This is a genomic window from Streptomyces sp. NPDC050161, assembly GCF_044460025.1.
Taxonomy (GTDB): Bacteria; Actinomycetota; Actinomycetes; order Streptomycetales; family Streptomycetaceae; genus Streptomyces.
Map to the genome: position 1 here is coordinate 70,164 of NZ_JBITJM010000022.1, position 16,803 is coordinate 86,966.

15 protein-coding genes, 1 pseudogene and 1 riboswitch are annotated in these 16,803 nt (G+C 70.5%); of the genes and pseudogenes, 7 read left to right on the forward strand and 9 right to left on the reverse strand.

What is annotated here, in order from left to right; genetic code table 11:
• Window positions 1-81: 81 nt before the first annotated feature.
• From ACIBK8_RS29065 to ACIBK8_RS29080, 4 genes and pseudogenes are all read left to right on the forward strand, one after another.
• On the forward strand, window positions 82-417 hold the full coding sequence (locus ACIBK8_RS29065) for an ArsR/SmtB family transcription factor (RefSeq protein WP_399044913.1): 336 nt from the start codon (window positions 82-84) through the stop codon (window positions 415-417).
• Window positions 418-734: 317 nt separating this feature from the next.
• A pseudogene (locus tag ACIBK8_RS29070) lies at window positions 735-1,497 on the forward strand (transposase family protein).
• Between the two features lie 1,465 nt (window positions 1,498-2,962).
• Window positions 2,963-3,541 carry a Uma2 family endonuclease gene (locus ACIBK8_RS29075; protein ID WP_399044915.1) on the forward strand — a complete coding sequence of 193 codons (579 nt, stop codon included), beginning with the start codon at window positions 2,963-2,965 and terminating at the stop codon, window positions 3,539-3,541.
• 99 nt (window positions 3,542-3,640) lie between these two features.
• Window positions 3,641-4,063 carry a VOC family protein gene (locus tag ACIBK8_RS29080; RefSeq protein ID WP_399044916.1) on the forward strand — a complete coding sequence of 141 codons (423 nt, stop codon included), beginning with the start codon at window positions 3,641-3,643 and terminating at the stop codon, window positions 4,061-4,063.
• A gap of 51 nt (window positions 4,064-4,114) precedes the next feature.
• On the opposite strand, the gene ACIBK8_RS29085 is transcribed toward ACIBK8_RS29080, so the two are convergent.
• From ACIBK8_RS29085 to thrC, 6 genes are all read right to left on the reverse strand, one after another.
• Window positions 4,115-4,894 carry an SDR family NAD(P)-dependent oxidoreductase gene (locus ACIBK8_RS29085; RefSeq protein ID WP_399044918.1) on the reverse strand — a complete coding sequence of 260 codons (780 nt, stop codon included), beginning with the start codon at window positions 4,892-4,894 and terminating at the stop codon, window positions 4,115-4,117.
• Window positions 4,895-4,946: 52 nt separating this feature from the next.
• Complete coding sequence (locus tag ACIBK8_RS29090; RefSeq protein ID WP_399044919.1) at window positions 4,947-5,642, reverse strand: type 1 glutamine amidotransferase domain-containing protein; 696 nt, start codon at window positions 5,640-5,642, stop codon at window positions 4,947-4,949.
• 243 nt (window positions 5,643-5,885) lie between these two features.
• Entirely contained in the window at window positions 5,886-7,511 is a 1,626-nt protein-coding gene (groL, locus tag ACIBK8_RS29095) for a chaperonin GroEL (protein ID WP_227046769.1), read from the reverse strand.
• A 325-nt stretch (window positions 7,512-7,836) separates the two neighbouring features.
• Window positions 7,837-8,043: a cold-shock protein gene (locus ACIBK8_RS29100; protein WP_030576453.1), complete on the reverse strand. Its 207-nt coding sequence runs from the start codon at window positions 8,041-8,043 to the stop codon at window positions 7,837-7,839.
• Window positions 8,044-8,526: 483 nt separating this feature from the next.
• The gene (locus ACIBK8_RS29105) at window positions 8,527-8,805 is read right to left on the reverse strand and encodes a MoaD/ThiS family protein (protein ID WP_399044920.1); all 279 of its coding nucleotides are present in this window, start codon (window positions 8,803-8,805) and stop codon (window positions 8,527-8,529) included.
• Window positions 8,806-8,883: 78 nt separating this feature from the next.
• Window positions 8,884-10,176 (reverse strand): threonine synthase, encoded by a 1,293-nt coding sequence (gene thrC / locus ACIBK8_RS29110; RefSeq protein ID WP_399044922.1) that lies wholly within the window; start codon window positions 10,174-10,176, stop codon window positions 8,884-8,886.
• A gap of 16 nt (window positions 10,177-10,192) precedes the next feature.
• Window positions 10,193-10,353, reverse strand: a riboswitch (SAM riboswitch).
• Window positions 10,354-10,525: 172 nt separating this feature from the next.
• Here thrC and ACIBK8_RS29115 point away from each other — a divergent pair.
• Genes ACIBK8_RS29115 through ACIBK8_RS29125 form a run of 3 tightly spaced genes read left to right on the forward strand, consistent with a single transcriptional unit; the run spans window position 10,526 to window position 14,073 of the window.
• Window positions 10,526-11,491: a glucosyl-3-phosphoglycerate synthase gene (locus tag ACIBK8_RS29115; RefSeq protein WP_393688240.1), complete on the forward strand. Its 966-nt coding sequence runs from the start codon at window positions 10,526-10,528 to the stop codon at window positions 11,489-11,491.
• Between the two features lie 39 nt (window positions 11,492-11,530).
• Window positions 11,531-12,988, forward strand: coding sequence for a trehalose-6-phosphate synthase (locus ACIBK8_RS29120; protein ID WP_399044924.1), 1,458 nt, complete (start codon window positions 11,531-11,533; stop codon window positions 12,986-12,988).
• Between the two features lie 53 nt (window positions 12,989-13,041).
• Window positions 13,042-14,073, forward strand: coding sequence for a cytochrome c oxidase assembly protein (locus ACIBK8_RS29125; RefSeq protein ID WP_399044926.1), 1,032 nt, complete (start codon window positions 13,042-13,044; stop codon window positions 14,071-14,073).
• Between the two features lie 31 nt (window positions 14,074-14,104).
• Here ACIBK8_RS29125 and otsB read toward each other — a convergent pair whose 3' ends face one another.
• From otsB to ACIBK8_RS29140, 3 genes are all read right to left on the reverse strand, one after another.
• Window positions 14,105-15,019 carry a trehalose-phosphatase gene (otsB, locus tag ACIBK8_RS29130; protein ID WP_399044927.1) on the reverse strand — a complete coding sequence of 305 codons (915 nt, stop codon included), beginning with the start codon at window positions 15,017-15,019 and terminating at the stop codon, window positions 14,105-14,107.
• Window positions 15,020-15,095: 76 nt separating this feature from the next.
• Window positions 15,096-15,395: a DUF3263 domain-containing protein gene (locus ACIBK8_RS29135; protein ID WP_399044928.1), complete on the reverse strand. Its 300-nt coding sequence runs from the start codon at window positions 15,393-15,395 to the stop codon at window positions 15,096-15,098.
• 81 nt (window positions 15,396-15,476) lie between these two features.
• Window positions 15,477-16,700, reverse strand: a complete 1,224-nt coding sequence (locus ACIBK8_RS29140; protein ID WP_399044930.1) for an extracellular solute-binding protein — start codon at window positions 16,698-16,700, stop codon at window positions 15,477-15,479.
• Between the last annotated feature and the right edge of the window lie 103 nt (window positions 16,701-16,803).

A 16,803-nucleotide genomic window follows, 5' to 3' on the forward strand; every position in this document is an offset into this window, starting at 1 on the left:
CAAGGTACGATCAATTTCGTACCTCATCAGGGAAGCACGCCCTTCAGGTACGATGCAAGTCATACCTGAAGGGGGTGCCGCGTGGCCGGGAGGAACCTGGTCGGCCCGGAGGCCGATGCGCTCGATCTGGGTGCGGTGTTCCGCGCCCTCGCCGACGAGCACCGTCGTTCGGTGTTGACGGAGTTGGCCGCCGACCGCAGCGACAGCGAGCGGGGCTGCAACTCGTTCGGTCTTCCGATCTCGAAGCAGACCCAGACCCACCATTTCCGGGTCCTGCGCGAGGCAGGTCTCATTGACGAGATCGACTACGGCAACCGCAAGGGCATCCGACTACGACGCGTGGACATCGAGAAGAGATTCCCCGGGCTGCTCACGCTCCTGGGTGCAGAGTCCCCAGGCGGTACTGCTCCTCGCTGAGTACAGCTGAGCACACCGGAGGGGAGTCCGAGTCGGCCCTGAGCCGCGAGCTCGGCCGAATCCAGCTCGCGCCCGGCTCGCAGGTAGCCGAGCACGACGCGGGCACGAAGGGGATCGGTGTCGCTTCGACCACCGTCCCGCGCTCGTGACCGGCGCCGAACTCTTCCGCACCCCCCTCACGTCCACACCCACTGAGATTTCCTCAACCTGCGTGCGGAGCAGGGCCGCTGGGGGGTGAGGGCGGGGACCGGGCGTGGAGAAGCTCCTGGTAGACGGGTGCGTGTCGAGTCCAAGCCATCCTGCCAGGAGCTTTCCGCATGCTTGTCCACCCAGCCGGGGTCGATCTGTCCACCTCCGCTCTGCGCTTCCTCGCCCGTGCGTTGACCGCACGTCGTCTTGCGCAAGGGACACGATGGCGCCGGATGGCCGCCGGACGGCAGGCGCTGCTCGTGCCGGCTCATCTGCGATGCGGCCATACCTACGCCCAGCTCGCCGCCGGATTCGGTGTGGGCACCACCACCACCTACCGGTACATCGCCGAGGCCGTCGACATCCTGGCCGCTCTGGCGCCAACCCTCGCCGAGGCGGTGAGGACAGCCTCCGGCAAGGCGTTCGTGATCCTGGACGGCACGTTGCTGCCGATCGACCGGATCGCCGCCGACCGACCCTTCTACTCCGGGAAACATAAGAAGCACGGCTGAACGTGCAGGTGATCGCCGACCCGGCAGGACGGCTGCTGTGGGCCTCGCCCGCGCTGCCGGGATCTGTCCACGACATCAAGGCCGCGCGAAGCCACGGCATCATCGGAGCCCTGGCGGGGGCCGGGTGGGTTGCTGGGCCGACAAGGGCTACCGGGGCGCCGACGGCACCGTGCGAGTTCCCTACTGGGGGCGCTGGGAGACTCTCTCCCCTGGTCAGCGGGCCGTCAACTGCTCACACGCGAAGATCCGTGCACTCGTCGAACAGGCCATGGCCACCCTCAAAACCTGGCGGCTCATGCGCAAACTGCGATGCTCTACCAGCCGTATCACCAGCCTCGTCCAGGCCGTCCTCACCCTGCACCTGACATGCACAAACTGAGGTTGGAAAAGGCTCACTGGTTCCGCGTGTCGGGAGACCCGGAGGGCAACGAATTCTGCGTCCTCGCGGGCCGCCGCCCCTGGCCGGGGGCCGCACACCGCGCGAGACCCGAGACCCGGGCGCCGAGATCCGGGCTTCGAGATCCGAGCTTCGAGCCCTGTTTTCAACGCACGGGAGGGGAAAGGGAATTCACCCACCCACCCGCCCAACTCCCGTACACACCAGCACCGATGACGGATTGTGTTCGGTTTGCCACAACCTGCCACGCCGGTCTAGCGTGCCCGGCACCAGACAAAAATCAACCCCGGCGGGTGCTACCAACACTCACGCCGGGGTCTGACCAACAAGATCGGAACAAGCGATCTCATGGCTACTGAAGACTCTAACGCCGTTACACCCCCGTCCGCACCCGCGCACCCCGGTCGCGTACATCCCTCGGCCCGCCCCGGCTACGGCAAACGCACCGCCCCGGGCCAACTTCCCCGCAGCGCCGACGACTTCACGCACCTCCCGCGCCGCGAAGCATCCATCGCCGGATACCTCGACCGGCTGCCGGACGGCGCCGACATCTCCGTGAAGACGCTGGCCAAGGTGCTGCCGGACTACGGCCAGTGCGCGCTGGGCACGGCACTGCGGCGGTTATCCGAGGCCGGGCACCTGCGCCGCATCACCGAACTCCGGGGCGGCAGCGGCAGCCCGCGCTGGGTGACCCGAACACACTTCTCCCGCACCCCGCGCCCGGACTCCTGGTGGGCCGCCCTCACCTCGGGCAATGTCCCCACCTCATCGGATGACGCCAGTACCTCCTCGGCTGACGTCCCCATCTCCTCGGGCAACGTCCCCACGGAACCGGCCGCCGTCCAAGCGCCACGCGTACCGACACCCCCGCGCGTACCGACACCCCCGCGCGAACCGACACCCCCGCGCGAACCGCAACCACCGCACGAACCGGAACCACCACCACCCCCACGTCCACACCACTCCCCACACACGGCGCACCCCCGCACCCCGGCCTACACGGCCCTCGCCGCCCTCGGCCGCACAGATCCCCGTATGACGCTCTCCGCCGCCGACTGCGCCGCCCTCGAACCGCTGGCCGCCGAGTGGCTGGCCCGGGGTGCGACGCCCGAGCACTTGGCCCAGGCGCTCACCGCGGGCCTGCCACCGGTCGTCCATCACCCCGCCAAGCTGGCCCACTCCCGCCTGACCACCAAACTCCCACCGGAGCCCCAACAAGCCCCGGAACCACCACAGTTCAACACCGGAACCCCACCCCGCCCCCGCTTCATGGAATGCACCCTCTGCCGCGCCCCTGGCCTCCCCAGGCCCTCCCCGGCGGCCTCTGCCCCGACTGCCGCAACGAACCCCGCCCCACCCCGCGCGGCCTCTCCCCCACGGCCGTCCACACCCACGCCCAACGCCTCCGAGAGGCGACCCGTGCACGCGCACCGGAAGGAAGCCGCCCATGACGCCGGGCATCGCCCGCCGCCCACAGATGCCCGTCGAGGACTTCGAAGAACTCGCCCACGCCGCGCCGGAAACCGTCACGCTCGAATTCCTCAACGGAAGGCTGGAGGTCAAGCCGCCACGGGACGGCACGCACGGAGCGATCGTCATGACGCTGCTGGAACAGTGCCTGCACCAGCGGCCCGACCTCGCCCTGTACCCCACCCAGGGCCTCCGCACCGGGTCCTACCGCAAGGACCGCGCCCGCCCCGACGGCTCCCTCGCCCCGGAGGACCACTTCGTCGGCCAAGGCGAATGGGCAAGCCCCGAAGGCGTCCTCATGACCGTCGAGGTGACCTCCCACGACGCCGACACCGACCGCCGCGACCGCCGCGAGAAGCGCGACGGCTACGCAGCCGCCGGCATCCCCGCCTACCTCCTCATCGACCGCGACGCGGGCACGCTCACCGTCTACAGCGAGCCGCTGAACGGCACCTACCGCACCCGCGCCACCCACCCGTACGGAGCCGCCGTCCCGCTCCCCGACCCCCTCGGCATCACCCTGAAAACCGAGGAGCTGAAGGACTTCACCCACTGACGGAGGCCCCTCCAGACCGGTGCGGCGGCCGGTCGCAGAGATCCCGATCGCGGCGGAACCGAAGCCGGGACCGGCCGGAACTGGGCTAGAAAGGTCGGCATGGAACTCACCCAGATACGTGTATTGGTGTCCGACTTCCCCGGCGTCTACCGCTTCTACCGGGACGTGCTCGGGCTCAAGCCGCAGTTCGAGGCCGAGAGCGGCCCGTACGCCAAGTTCAGCCCCGACACCGGGCATGCCGCCATCGCGCTGCAGGAGCGGGCGCAGATGGCCGGTGTGCTGGGGCAGTTGGAGGCGAAGCCGGAGGGTTACCGCGCGCTGGTGGTGCTGCGGGTGGACGACCTCGACGCCGCCCACGCCGAACTGACCTCGCGGGGTGCGGTTTTCACCCGGGAGCCGGGCCCGATGGGCGATCGGATGCGGGTCGCCTACCTGGAGGATCCCGAGGGGAACGTGATCGAGCTTCAGGAGTGGCTGGCGCCGCGCGAGCGGCCCGACGGCGAGTCGGCGCAGGAGGCGTAGGAGGCGTAGGAGAGGCAGGAGAGGCAGGAGAGGCAGGCGGGGGCGGGCCCCTCAGTGCACCGAAAAGCCGCCGTCCACGTAAAGGGCCTGGCCGGTGACGTAGGCGGAGGCGGCGCTCGCCAGGAAGACCGCGGCGCCGGCGAAGTCGTCGGGCAGGCCGTTGCGGCCGGTCAGGGTGCGGGCGGCCAGCGCTTCGACCTTTTCGGGGTCGGATGACAGGCGGGTGTTGAGCGGCGTCATCACGAAGCCGGGGACGAGTGTGTTGCAGGTGACGCCGTGCGGTGACCACGCCTCGGCCTGGGAGCGGGCCAGGGACTCCAGTGCGCCCTTGGAGACCCCGTAGGCGCCGCTCTGGACGAAGGCGCGGTGCGCCTGCTGGGAGGTGATGTGGATGATCCTGCCGTAGCCGCGTTCGGCCATGCCGGGGCCGAACCTGCGGCCCAGCAGGAAGGGCGCCTCCAGGTTCACGGCCATCGTGGTGTCCCAGACCTCGTCGTCCAACTCGCCCATCGGCGGGCGCAGGTTGACCCCGGCGCAGTTGACGAGAATGTCCGGTTCGCCGAATACGGCAGCCGCCCGGTCCGCCGCCGTCCGCACCCCTTCGCGGGTGCCGAGGTCGGCGCTCACCCAGGCCGCCCGGCAGCCTTCGGCCGTCAACTCGTCGGCGGTGGCGGCGAGTTCCGCTTCCCTGCGCGCCACGATCACGACGTTGGCGCCCGCGCGGGCGAGGGCGCCGGTGATGGCCCGGCCGATGCCGGAGCTGCCGCCGGTCACCACGGCGGTCCTGCCGTCCAGGGCGAACAGGCCGGAGAGGTACGTCTGCGAAGTCATGGCCGCACCTTAGACGCGGCGTTCGCGGGGTGCGCGAGGGGGTCGGGGCAGGTCAGCGCAGCCGCCCGACGACCGCTTCGGCGACCGCCTGCGCGCTGCCGGGGTTCTGCCCCGTGATCAGCAGGCCGTCCTCGACCACGTACGTGGCGAACGGCTTCTCCGCCGTGCTGTAGGACGCCCCGAGCTGCTTGAGCCGGTCCTGGAGGCTGTAGGGAACCACGTCCGCGCGCTGGGCCAGCTCTTCCTCGGGCCACGAGAAGCCGGTGACGTCCTTGCCCCGCACCAGCGGCTCCCCGCCGCTCAGGGTGACGTCGAGCAGGCCGCACGGCCCGTGGCAGACCGCCGAGACGATCCGGCCGGTTTCGTGGAACCGGGCAATGAGCGATTCCAGCGCCGCGCTCTGGTGGAAGTCGAACATCACGCCGTGCCCGCCGGTGAGGTAGATCGCGTCGAAGTCCTCGACGTCGACGTCCGCCACCGGCACGGTGTCCGTCAGCTTGTCCATGAACGCACGGTCGGCGTAGCGCTTGCCGGTGCCCAGGTCGGCGAGGACGTCGTGGGCCAGGCTCTCCGGGTCGAGCGGGACGTGGCCGCCCGCGATACTGGCGATCGTCATCGCGAAGCCGGCCTGTTCGGCGACGTCGTAGAAGTGCGTCAGCTCCCCCAGCCACAGGCCGGTGCGGTACCCGGCCTTCTCGTACTCGCCCACGCTCGTGACGATGACCAGGATGCGGTTGGTGCCGGCCATGGCGGCCTCCCTCTCCGAGCTGCCGGTGAAGCCGCCGGTGCCCGCGGGCACCCCGCAAGGGCCAGGCGGCACACGCGACTCACTCCCACGGTAACCGTGATCGTTTACGCCGCAACGCGGCTCCCGCACCGACGATTTGGCCCCGTGGTCCGCCCCGCACAACGCCCGAGGGCGACACCCCCCGGAAGGGGTGCCGCCCTCAGTACGTACTCCGGCGCTATGGCCTGCCGATCCTCGGGAGGATCAGAAGTCCATGTCACCGCCGGGCATGCCACCGCCGGCCGGGGCGGCGGACGCCTTCTCCGGCTTGTCGGCGATGACGGCCTCGGTGGTGAGGAACAGCGCGGCGATGGAGGCGGCGTTCTGCAGCGCGGAACGGGTCACCTTCGCCGGGTCGATGATGCCCTCGGCGATCATGTCGACGTACTCGCCGGTCGCGGCGTTCAGACCGTGGCCGACGGCCAGGTTGCGCACCTTCTCCACGACAACGCCGCCCTCAAGGCCGCCGTTGACGGAGATCTGCTTCAGCGGGGCCTCCAGGGCCAGCTTCACCGCGTTGGCGCCGGTGGCCTCGTCACCCTCCAGCTCCAGCTTCTCGAAGACCGAGGAAGCCTGCAGCAGGGCCACGCCACCGCCGGCGACGATGCCCTCCTCGACGGCCGCCTTCGCGTTGCGAACGGCGTCCTCGATGCGGTGCTTGCGCTCCTTGAGCTCGACCTCGGTCGCGGCACCGGCCTTGATGACCGCAACACCGCCGGCGAGCTTCGCCAGGCGCTCCTGCAGCTTCTCGCGGTCGTAGTCGCTGTCCGAGTTCTCGATCTCGGCGCGGATCTGGTTCACGCGGCCCTGGACCTGGTCGCTGTCGCCAGCGCCGTCCACGATCGTGGTCTCGTCCTTGGTGATGACGACCTTGCGGGCGCGGCCCAGCAGGTCGAGACCGGCGTTCTCCAGCTTGAGGCCGACCTCCTCGGAGATGACGGTGCCACCGGTGAGGATGGCGATGTCGCCGAGCATGGCCTTGCGGCGGTCACCGAAGCCCGGGGCCTTGACGGCGACGGACTTGAAGGTGCCACGGATCTTGTTGACGACCAGGGTCGACAGGGCCTCGCCCTCGACGTCCTCGGCGATGATCAGCAGCGCCTTGCCGGACTGCATGACCTTCTCCAGGAGCGGCAGCAGGTCCTTGACGTTGCCGATCTTGGAGTTGACGATCAGGATGTACGGGTCGTCGAGCGACGCCTCCATACGCTCCATGTCGGTGGCGAAGTACGCCGAGATGTAGCCCTTGTCGAAGCGCATACCCTCGGTGAGTTCCAGCTCCAGACCGAAGGTCTGGGACTCCTCGACGGTGATGACGCCTTCCTTGCCGACCTTGTCCATGGCCTCGGCGATCAGCTCGCCGATCTGGGTGTCAGCGGCGGAGATGGAGGCGGTCGAAGCGATCTGCTCCTTGGTCTCCACGTCCTTGGCCTGCTCCAGCAGAGCGGCGGAGACGGCCTCGACGGCCTTCTCGATGCCGCGCTTGAGCGCCATCGGGTTGGCGCCGGCGGCGACGTTGCGCAGGCCCTCCTTGACGAGCGCCTGGGCCAGGACGGTCGCGGTCGTCGTGCCGTCACCGGCGACGTCGTCCGTCTTCTTCGCGACCTCCTTGACCAGCTCGGCGCCGATCTTCTCGTACGGGTCCTCCAGCTCGATCTCCTTGGCGATGGACACACCATCGTTGGTGATCGTGGGGGCGCCCCACTTCTTCTCAAGGACGACGTTGCGGCCCTTGGGGCCGAGGGTGACCTTGACGGCGTCGGCGAGCTGGTTCATACCGCGCTCAAGGCCGCGCCGCGCCTCCTCGTCGAACGCGATGATCTTGGCCATGTGAAGTGGTCCTCCCAGGACGAAGGGGGCACCTCCCGCGCCCGAAGGCGTGGAGGCGGATTTCTCCGGACCGCGCTGGCGCCCGCGACGGACGGACCACACACCGGACGGTTCCTTCCCGCCCTGCCTGCGGACCTCGCCGACGGTCCAAAACTGTCACTCTCACCCGGAGAGTGCTAACGCCAATGATTAGCACTCGACCCCCTAGAGTGCAAGCGCCTGTGGGATACGTCGGGCCTACGCCCCCCGACCGTCCCGGGCACGACAGGAGGCCCGCACCCCCGAAGGGATGCGGGCCTCCTTCATGCTGCAGTCGGTCGGCGCCTCAGCCGGCCGCCACCCGGACCATGTCCGCCTGCGGCCCTTTCTGGCCCTGCGAGATCTCGAACTCGACCCGCTGGCCCTCCTCAAGGGTGCGGTAACCGTCCATCTGGATCGCGCTGTAGTGGACGAAAACATCCGCACCACCGTCGACCGCGATGAAGCCGTACCCCTTCTCCGCGTTGAACCACTTGACGGTGCCCTGAGCCATGCCTAACTCCCCTATTACTGGCCCTTGCGCAGGACCGCACTCCGCGGACCCGGGTCAGACCTCACCCCGCGAATGGCCCGTGGGGTGTGCGCCGGAACGCGTCGACCGCCGCTGAATGTATCTGCACCGATGCCCAGCGCAACAGGTCAATCGGACGAGAATTCTGACGGCGCAGGAAGGGGCGATATGCCCTGAACTACCCATATTCCCGGGCAAGTCGGGCCGGGCATAGCGCACTTAAGCCGCAAATGCTGCACACACTTTGCGCACAACTCACCGCGATCTCATGGGCGTCGAACCGCTCACGGTGGGGGCGTGGAAGGGAATCAGCGAAATGGTATCGCGTTTTGCAGGACCCTTTCACAACTCGGAATGGCCCCGTCCGCTTATCCGCGGACGGGGCCATTCCAGTCAGTCAAGGGAAAGGATGGCGCGAATTGAACGGCGCACTCCTTCCGAGGGGGCAGCGGCCCCCGAAGGCGGTCAGCAGCCTCCCGCCACCGCCGGAATGATCGAGATGCCCGCACCGTCCGGCGTAGGCGTCTCCAGGCCCTGCTCGAAGCGCACGTCGTCGTCGTTGACGTACACGTTCACGAAGCGGCGCAGCTTGCCCGCGTCGTCCAGCACACGGGCCGCGATGCCCTGGTGGTTCTTCTCCAGGTCGCCGATCACCTCGGAGAGGGTCGCGCCCTCGGCCGCGACCTCGGCCTGGCCACCGGTGTACGTGCGGAGGATGGTGGGGATGCGGACCTTGACGCTCATGGGTTCTGCCTTCCAACGGCTACGGAATACGACTGCGGGTTCGGGGGCCGCCGGGCGAGCGGCGGCGGGCGGGACGGGTCAGCCGGCCAGACCGGCCGAGCGGAACGCGTCCAGGCTCGGGCGGATGGTGGCCGTGGGGCCCGTGGTCGGGGCGACGGCGTCAAGCGTCTTGAGGCCGTCACCGGTGTTCAGGACGACGGTGGTCAGGGACGGGTCGAGCAGCCCCTCGTCGATGAGCTTCTTGGTCACGCCGACGGTCACACCGCCCGCGGTCTCCGCGAAGATCCCTTCCGTCCGGGCCAGCAGCTTGATCGCGTCCACGACCTGCTCGTCGTTCACATCCTCCACCGCACCGCCGGTACGGCGCGCGATGTCCAGGACGTAGGGACCGTCGGCCGGGTTGCCGATCGCCAGCGACTTGGCGATGGTGTCCGGCTTCTGCGGGCGCACCACGTCGTGACCGGCCTTGAACGCCGTCGAGACCGGCGAGCAGCCCTCCGCCTGGGCGCCGAAGATCTTGTAGGGCCGGTCCTCGACGAGGCCGAGGGCGATCAGCTCCTTCAGACCCTTGTCGATCTTCGTCAGCTGCGAGCCCGACGCGATCGGAATGACGATCTGGTCCGGGAGCCGCCACCCCAGCTGCTCGCAGATCTCGTACGCGAGCGTCTTGGAGCCCTCGCCGTAGTACGGACGGAGGTTGACGTTGACGAAGCCCCAGCCCTCGCCGAGCGGATCGCCGATCAGCTCGCTGCAGAAGCGGTTGACGTCGTCGTAATTGCCCTCGATGCCGACCAGGTCGCCGCCGTAGACCGCGGCCATGACGACCTTGCCCGCCTCCAGGTCGTGCGGGATGAAGACGCAGGACTTGAAGCCGGCCCGGCGCGCCGCCGCGCCCACCGCGCCGGCGAGGTTGCCGGTCGACGAGCAGGACAGGGTGGTGAAGCCGAAGGCGCGGGCGGCTTCCACGGCGATGGCGACGACCCGGTCCTTGAAGGAGTGCGTCGGGTTGCCGGAGTCGTCCTTGACGTACAGGCCGCCGGTGACACCCAGCTCACGGGCGAGGTTGTCGGCCTTGACGAGCTTGGTGAAGCCGGGGTTGAGGTTCGGCTTCTCGGCCACGTCCTCGGGGACGGGCAGCAGCGGCGCATAGCGCCAGATGTTGTCGGGACCGGCCTCGATCCGCTTCCGCAGTCCCTCGGGGTCGCCACTCGGCAGGTCGTACGCCACTTCGAGCGGCCCGAAACAGGTCGCACAGGCGAAGATCGGGCCGAGGTCGAAACGCTCGCCGCATTCGCGGCAGGAGAGCGCGACGGCAGGACCCAGAGCGACGGAGGAAGCGTTTTCGGTGACTTCAGTAGCTTGCACAGCCATGGAGGGAGGCCCTTTCTCCTCATCTTCCTCGGGGCGCATCTCGCCACGAGACGGATTTGGCACCTTCCCTAGCCGGGAGCCTCACGCGCGCGGGACGTTCACGTCCTGGCGGCAAGACCGGCTGGAGGGTTGCCGGGGCTTCAACGGGCCGTATCCCTCTGCCCCTCTGGATGAGCGGTATGGCACTGGGCAAAATCCCAGGCGTTTGTGGTGCGGAGACCCCGGCATGCGACGGTCGTCCGCGTTGTTCAAGACTGTAACCGAAGGCCCTGACGGTTGAGATAGTCGTCCGAACCGCGAGATGGATCACATGCGCCGCTGATACGGCGCGCACCGAGGAGTCGAAGACGTGCTGGAAGAGGTGGAGCGCTGGCTTGAGCACCGCTCCTGGTCCGCTGCCGACCGCCCGCTCGGGCAGCTGCTCGACGCCAAGCGGCAGACCGGCAGGACGGTCAGCGTGGTGCTGCCCGCACTCGACGAGGAGGCCACGGTCGGCACCATCGCCGCGGCCATCCGCGCCGCGCTGATGACCCCCGATGTGCCTCTGGTTGACGAGTTGGTGGTGCTGGACTCCGGCTCCACCGACCGCACCGCCGAGGTCGCGGCGGCGGCCGGCGCGCGCGTCGTGCACCGTGACACCGTCCTGCCGCGGCTGCCCGCGCTCCCCGGCAAGGGCGAGGTGCTCTGGCGCTCGCTGCTGGCGACCCGCGGCGACATCGTCTGCTTCGTCGACGCCGACCTGCGCGCCTTCTCACCGGACTTCGTCTCCGGCATCGTCGGCCCGCTGCTGACCGATCCGGACATCCAGTTCGTGAAGGCGATGTACGACCGGCCGCTGGAGACCGGCGGCGCGCCCGGCTCAGGTGCCGGACAGGGCGGCCGGGTCACCGAACTGGTGGCGCGCCCCCTCCTCAACCTCCACTGGCCGCAACTGGCCGGCTTCGTGCAGCCCCTGGGCGGCGAGTACGCGGCCCGCCGCTCACTGCTGGAGCGCCTGCCGTTCCCGGTCGGCTACGGCGTAGAGCTGGGCCTCTTGGTCGACGCCCTGCACACCGTCGGCCTGGACGCGCTCGCCCAGGTGGACGTCGGCGTCCGCAAGCACCGCCACCAGGACGGCCAGGCACTCGGCCGGATGGCGGCTGCCATCTACCGCACGGCCCAACTCCGGCTGGCCCGCGGCCACTTGGTGCGGCCCCGGCTCACCCAGTTCGACCGCGGCGAATCCGGTTTCGTGCCCCGCACCACCGACGTGGACACCGAGGAACGGCCCCCGATGGCCGAAATACCGGAGTACGCGGAACGCCGGGCGGCCTGAAGGCGCGCGGGCGGCACCCCGTCCGTCTACTCTCGCCGCATGGTCTCCGAACGCAAGCCTGCCGAGGTGCTCGTCGCCTCCAATCGCGGTCCGGTCTCCTACACCCGGGCAGCCGACGGCACGCTGACCGCCAAGCGCGGCGGCGGCGGTCTCGTCTCGGGCCTGTCGGCCATCGGCCCCGACACCGACGCGGTCTGGGTGTGCGCCGCGCTCGGCGACGGCGACCGCGCGGCCGTCCGGCGCACCGGCGGCGACCTCGACCCGGACGACACCGGTGGACAGCGCGTCCGGATGCTGGACATCCCCGCGGAGGTGCACGCCGCCGCCTACAACGGCATCGCCAACTCCGTGCTGTGGTTCGTCCACCACATGCTCTACCAGACGCCCCTGGAACCCGCCTTCGATACGGACTTCCGTACGCAGTGGGCGGCCTACGAGGCGTACAACGCGGCCTTCGCCGACGCGCTCGCCGAGGCCGCCGCACCGGGCGCCGCGGTCCTCATCCAGGACTACCACCTGGCGCTGGCCCCCGGGATGCTCCGCGCGCTCCGCCCCGACCTGCGGATCGCGCACTTCTCCCACACGCCGTGGGCGCCCGCCGAGTACTTCGCGATGCTGCCCGACGACATCCAGCGGCAGCTGCTGCGCGGCATGCTCGGCGCGGACCGCACCAACTTCCTGACCCACCGCTGGGCACGGGCGTTCCGCAGCTGCTGCCGGGCGGCGCTCGGCCCGGACGGCGAGATCGCCGAGGCCCGCATCGGCGTGTACGGCCTGGGCGCCGACGCCGGGTTCCTGCACGAGCGTGCGCACCGTCCCGACGTCGGCGAACGGCTCGTGGCGCTGCGCGCCCAGGTGGACGGCGGGCGCGGCGCCGCCCCGGCCCGCAGAACCATCGTCCGCGTCGACCGCACCGAACTCTCCAAGAACATCGTGCGCGGCCTGCACGCCTACCGCAGGCTGCTCGCCGACCACCCCGAATGGCGCGAGCGCGTGGTCCACATCGCCTTCGCCTACCCCTCCCGCCAGGACCTGGCCGTCTACCGCGACTACACCGCCGAGGTGCAGCGGGTCGCCGAAGCCGTCAACGCCGAGTACGGCACGCCCGGTTGGCAGCCCGTCGTGCTGCACGTCAAGGACGACTTCGCCCGCTCGCTCGCCGCCTACCGGATCGCCGACGTGGCCCTGGTCAACCCGATCCGGGACGGCATGAACCTCGTCGCCAAGGAGATCCCGGTGGTCTCCGACGCGGGCTGCGCCCTGGTCCTCTCCCGCGAGGCGGGCGCCCACGAGGAGCTGGGCGACGACGCCCTGACCGTCAACCCGTACGACATCAACGCCACCGCCGACGCCCTCCACGCGGCCCTGTCGATGCCGGACGCCGAACGCGCCGCCCGCACCGGACGCCTGGCCGCAGCCGCCACCGCGCTGCCGCCCGCCCGCTGGTTCCTGGCGCAACTGGAGGAGCTGCGGGCGCTGGATGACCGGTCCTGCTGACCGCAGGGCACCCGCTCCGCCGCCGTCGCGGTGCCGGGTCTAGCGTGTGATCCGTGACGGGTACAACGATTGCGGCCGGCCTCCCGGAACTCACCGCGGGGCGGCTGGCCGACAGCTGGCAGCTCGATCCGTACGCCCTGGCGCTGGTGCTCGTGCTGGGCGGTCTCTACGCCTGCGGTCTGGTGCGGCTCGCGCGGCGGGGCGAACGGTGGCCGCTCGCGCGGACCGCGGCGTTCGCGGGGATCGGGCTCGGCGGCATCGTGGTGGCGACCATGTCAGGGCTCGCGGTCTACGACCACGAGCTGTTCTGGCCCGCCGCGGTGCAGAACGTCGTGCTCGACCTGATCGCGCCGCTCGGCCTGGCGCTCGGCGACCCGCTGGCCCTCGCGCTGCGGGCACTGCCCGAAGAGCGGCCGGCCGCCCGGTGGCTGCGCGCGCGGCTGACCGGCCGCGCCCTGAGACTGCTGACCTTTCCCCTGGTCAGCACGGTGCTGGTACTCGCGTCCGAGCTGGCGGTCTACTTCACGCCGTACTTCCCGACGGCACTGCGGCACGGCCCGCTGCACGAGCTGATGTACCTGCAACTCCTGGTCGTCGGCAGCCTCTTCGTGCTGCCGATGCTCACCCGCGAGGCGCTGCTGCCGTCGTGGTGCAGCCATCCGGTGCGGGCGCTGCTGGTGCTGGTCGACGGGCTGGTCGACGCGGTGCCCGGCATCGTCGTGATGACCAGCAGCACCATGATCGCGGGCGGCTGGTACGCCTCGCAGCACCGGCCCTGGGATCCGAGCCCGGAGCGCGACCAGATGATCGGCGGCGGGCTGATGCTGACCATCGCCGAGGTCGTCGGACTGCCGTTCCTGATCGCGGTGTTCGCGGAGTGGGTACGGTCCGAGCGCGCCCGTACGAAGGCGCTGGACGCCCGGCTCGATCGCGAGCTGGCACCGGCGGGCGGGACGGCCGCTGCGGGCGGGACCGGCGCTGCGGGCGGGACCGACGCGCCGCAGCCGGAGCTGACCCGGCCGTGGTGGGAGACCGATCAGGGGATGGTGGGCGAGCGCTTCCGGCGGCACGGCGGGGGCGGCTGACCCGGGCGTCGACGGGGGCCCGCCGCCGTCCTCAGGTGGCCGCGAGCCGGTCCGCGAGCCCGTCGATCAGCGCCACCACGCCATCGGGCCCGTCGACCACCAGGTCCGCGCGGGCGGCCAGTTCGGCGACCTCGGCGCTGCCGCTGCACACCAGGAGGCCGGTGAGGCCGTCGGCGCGGAGGCGTTCGACGGCGTCGAAGGCGGCGAGGTCGCCGAGGTCGTCGCCCGCGTAGAGGACGGTGCGGGCGCCGCTCTCGCGGACCCAGTCGGTGAGGGCGACGCCCTTGTCCATGCCCGGCGGGCGCAGCTCCAGGACGAGGCGGCCCGGTTCGACGATCAGGCCGTGGCGGGCGGCGAGCGCGGACAGCGGCGCGCGCAGCCGGTCGAAGGCGCCCTGCGGGTCGGGGGCGCGGCGGGTGTGCACGGCGAGCGCGCGCCCGCCCTTGGCCTCGATCGCGGTCTCGGTCCAGGGGCCGTGCCAGACGCCGGAAGCGGCCAGCACGCCGGGGAGTTCGGCCGCCACGGCGGCGACGGCAGGCGGCGGCGGGGGCGCGTGGACGGTGTTGCTCGCGGCTTCCCAGCGCTCGGCGCCGTAGTGGCCGAGTACGACGAGGTGGTCGAGGCCCGGGGCGCCCGTGACGCCGGCCAGGCGGACCGCGACCTCGACCGGGCGGCCGGTGATCACGGCGGCGGCGCGCAGCCGCGGGACGAGGCGGCCGAGCGCCGCGGTGGCGCCGGGGTGCGCGCGGGCCTGTTCCGGGTCGGGGACGATGGCGGCGAGCGTGCCGTCGAAGTCGAGGGCGATCACGGCGCGTTGCGGCTCGGCGAGCAGCGCGGCGAGACCGGCCCGGCCGGCTGCGGTGCGCGGTTCGGGGAGGGCGCGGGGGCCGGGTTCCCGGGGAGCGGATTCCTGCGGTTCCGGTGCGGCGTTCGGGGAGCTGCCCATGGCGCCGAGCCTACCGGTGGGGCGGTGTGACGCGAGGGGTGTGCGCCGTCCCGGAGCGGTCCTTGAGTCCGGTACGTCAGCGCCGGGTGCGGCGGGCGGCGCGCACCCGGCGGAGGCGGTTGACGGTGACCGGGTCGTGCTCCAGCGCCCGCACGTCGTCCAACAGGGCGTTCAGGAGCTGGTAGTAGCGGGTCGGCGAGAGGCCGAGCCGCTCGCGGATGTAGCGCTCCTTGGGACCGGCCGACGGCCAGGAGCGGCGCTCCACGGCGAGCACCGCCGTGTCCCGCGCCGAGAGCCCGCCCGCTCCGGCGTCGTCCGCACGGCCGTCCGCCCCGGGTGCGGCGCCGTCCGCGCCGCCTCCCGCACCACTCGTCATCACGCTTCCGTACCGCCCGTCGTCACGTTTCCACGATAAGCCCACGGTCCGACAGCGCCGGGGGCCTCGGGGCGCGGGCGGTCACTCGCTGGTGTTGTCGGCGGTGTCCGCGGCGTTCTGCAGTTCGGTGAGCACGCTCTTGGGGTCGCCCTTGGGGCCGACCGCGGCGCCCATCTTCGCCTTGACGGACTTGGAGACCATCGGCCAGGAGATCTTGTTCGCGGGGTAGAACTGGGCGTCGCGGAGCTGCTTGAGGAAGCTGTGCAGCGTGCTGAACTTGTCGTCGGCCGCCATCTTCTGGGATGCCGTGGTGGTGACCGGCAGCAGCCCGTAGTCGTGCGAGAACTTCAGGACGTTGCCGTCGCTGTAGACGAAGTCGAGGAACTTGCCGGCTTCCTTGCGGTGGCCGTTCTGCTTGAACGCCATCATCCAGTCGGCGACACCCATGGTCGCCTTGGCCTTGCCGTTGACACCCGGCAGGTCGGCGGTGCCGTAGTCGATGCCCTTGGCCGCGGCCTGCTTCATCAGGGTCGGGTGGCCGTTGAGCATGGCGGCGTCGCCGTCGGCGAACGCCTGGAAGGCTTCCTCGCGGTTGAGGCCGGCCGGGTCGCCGCCGGTCAGGCCCTTGCCGACGAGGTTCTTCTGGAGCCACTCGAAGGTCTTGACGTTCTCCGGCGAGTTGATCGTGTACTTGCCGATCTGGTCGGTGTAGCTGCCGCCACCGCTGAGCATCCAGATCATGGTCTCGGCCTGGGTCTCCTCCGGGCCGAGCGGCAGCGCGTAGGGCATCTTGACGCCGTGTGCCTTCAGCAGCTCGGCGTCCTTGGCGATGTCGTCCCAGCTCTGCGGGGCTTCGGTGATGCCGGCCTCGGCGAAGAGCTTCTTGTTGTAGAAGAGGCGGCGGGTGCTGGCGCCGAACGGCATGCCGTACTGGATCCGGTGGTACTCGCCTGCCTCCGCGAGCGCGGGGGTGAAGGCGGCCTGGGTCGGGATGGAGAGCAGCTGGTCGACGCCGTAGAGCTGGTCCTTGGCCGCGTAGTCGGCGTACGCGCCGATCTGGGCGAGGTCGGGGGCGTGGCCGTCCTTGACGAGCCCGGCGACCTTCTTGTCGACCTCGGTCCAGCTGTAGACGTCGACGTCGACCTTGATGCCGGGGTTCTTCTTCTCGAAGGCGTCGGTCACTTCGTCCCAGTAGTGCTGGGAGCTGGTGGCCTTGCCGTCGCCGTAGTCCGCCGCGATCAGCTTGAGGGTGACGTTGCCGCCGCCGCCCGGACCCCCGTCACAGGCGGTCAGGGTCAGAGTCATGACGGTGGCGAGTCCCGCCGCTGCCAAGGTCACGTACCGCCGCTGCACTGCTGTTACCGCCCTTTGTCCCGAATGATGTGTAAGTACCCGGTTTGCCGTACGG

What these genes read in the sequence shown, in the direction of transcription:
- ACIBK8_RS29075 (WP_399044915.1), top strand. Translation starts at nt 2,963, where the DNA reads ATGACGCCGGGCATCGCCCGCCGCCCACAGATGCCCGTCGAGGACTTC.
- ACIBK8_RS29080 (WP_399044916.1), top strand. Translation starts at nt 3,641, where the DNA reads ATGGAACTCACCCAGATACGTGTATTGGTGTCCGACTTCCCCGGCGTC.
- ACIBK8_RS29085 (WP_399044918.1), bottom strand. Translation starts at nt 4,894, where the DNA reads ATGACTTCGCAGACGTACCTCTCCGGCCTGTTCGCCCTGGACGGCAGG.
- ACIBK8_RS29090 (WP_399044919.1), bottom strand. Translation starts at nt 5,642, where the DNA reads ATGGCCGGCACCAACCGCATCCTGGTCATCGTCACGAGCGTGGGCGAG.
- groL (WP_227046769.1), bottom strand. Translation starts at nt 7,511, where the DNA reads ATGGCCAAGATCATCGCGTTCGACGAGGAGGCGCGGCGCGGCCTTGAG.
- ACIBK8_RS29100 (WP_030576453.1), bottom strand. Translation starts at nt 8,043, where the DNA reads ATGGCTCAGGGCACCGTCAAGTGGTTCAACGCGGAGAAGGGGTACGGC.
- ACIBK8_RS29105 (WP_399044920.1), bottom strand. Translation starts at nt 8,805, where the DNA reads ATGAGCGTCAAGGTCCGCATCCCCACCATCCTCCGCACGTACACCGGT.
- thrC (WP_399044922.1), bottom strand. Translation starts at nt 10,176, where the DNA reads ATGGCTGTGCAAGCTACTGAAGTCACCGAAAACGCTTCCTCCGTCGCT.
- ACIBK8_RS29120 (WP_399044924.1), top strand. Translation starts at nt 11,531, where the DNA reads ATGGTCTCCGAACGCAAGCCTGCCGAGGTGCTCGTCGCCTCCAATCGC.
- otsB (WP_399044927.1), bottom strand. Translation starts at nt 15,019, where the DNA reads ATGGGCAGCTCCCCGAACGCCGCACCGGAACCGCAGGAATCCGCTCCC.
- ACIBK8_RS29135 (WP_399044928.1), bottom strand. Translation starts at nt 15,395, where the DNA reads ATGACGAGTGGTGCGGGAGGCGGCGCGGACGGCGCCGCACCCGGGGCG.
- ACIBK8_RS29140 (WP_399044930.1), bottom strand. Translation starts at nt 16,700, where the DNA reads ATGACTCTGACCCTGACCGCCTGTGACGGGGGTCCGGGCGGCGGCGGC.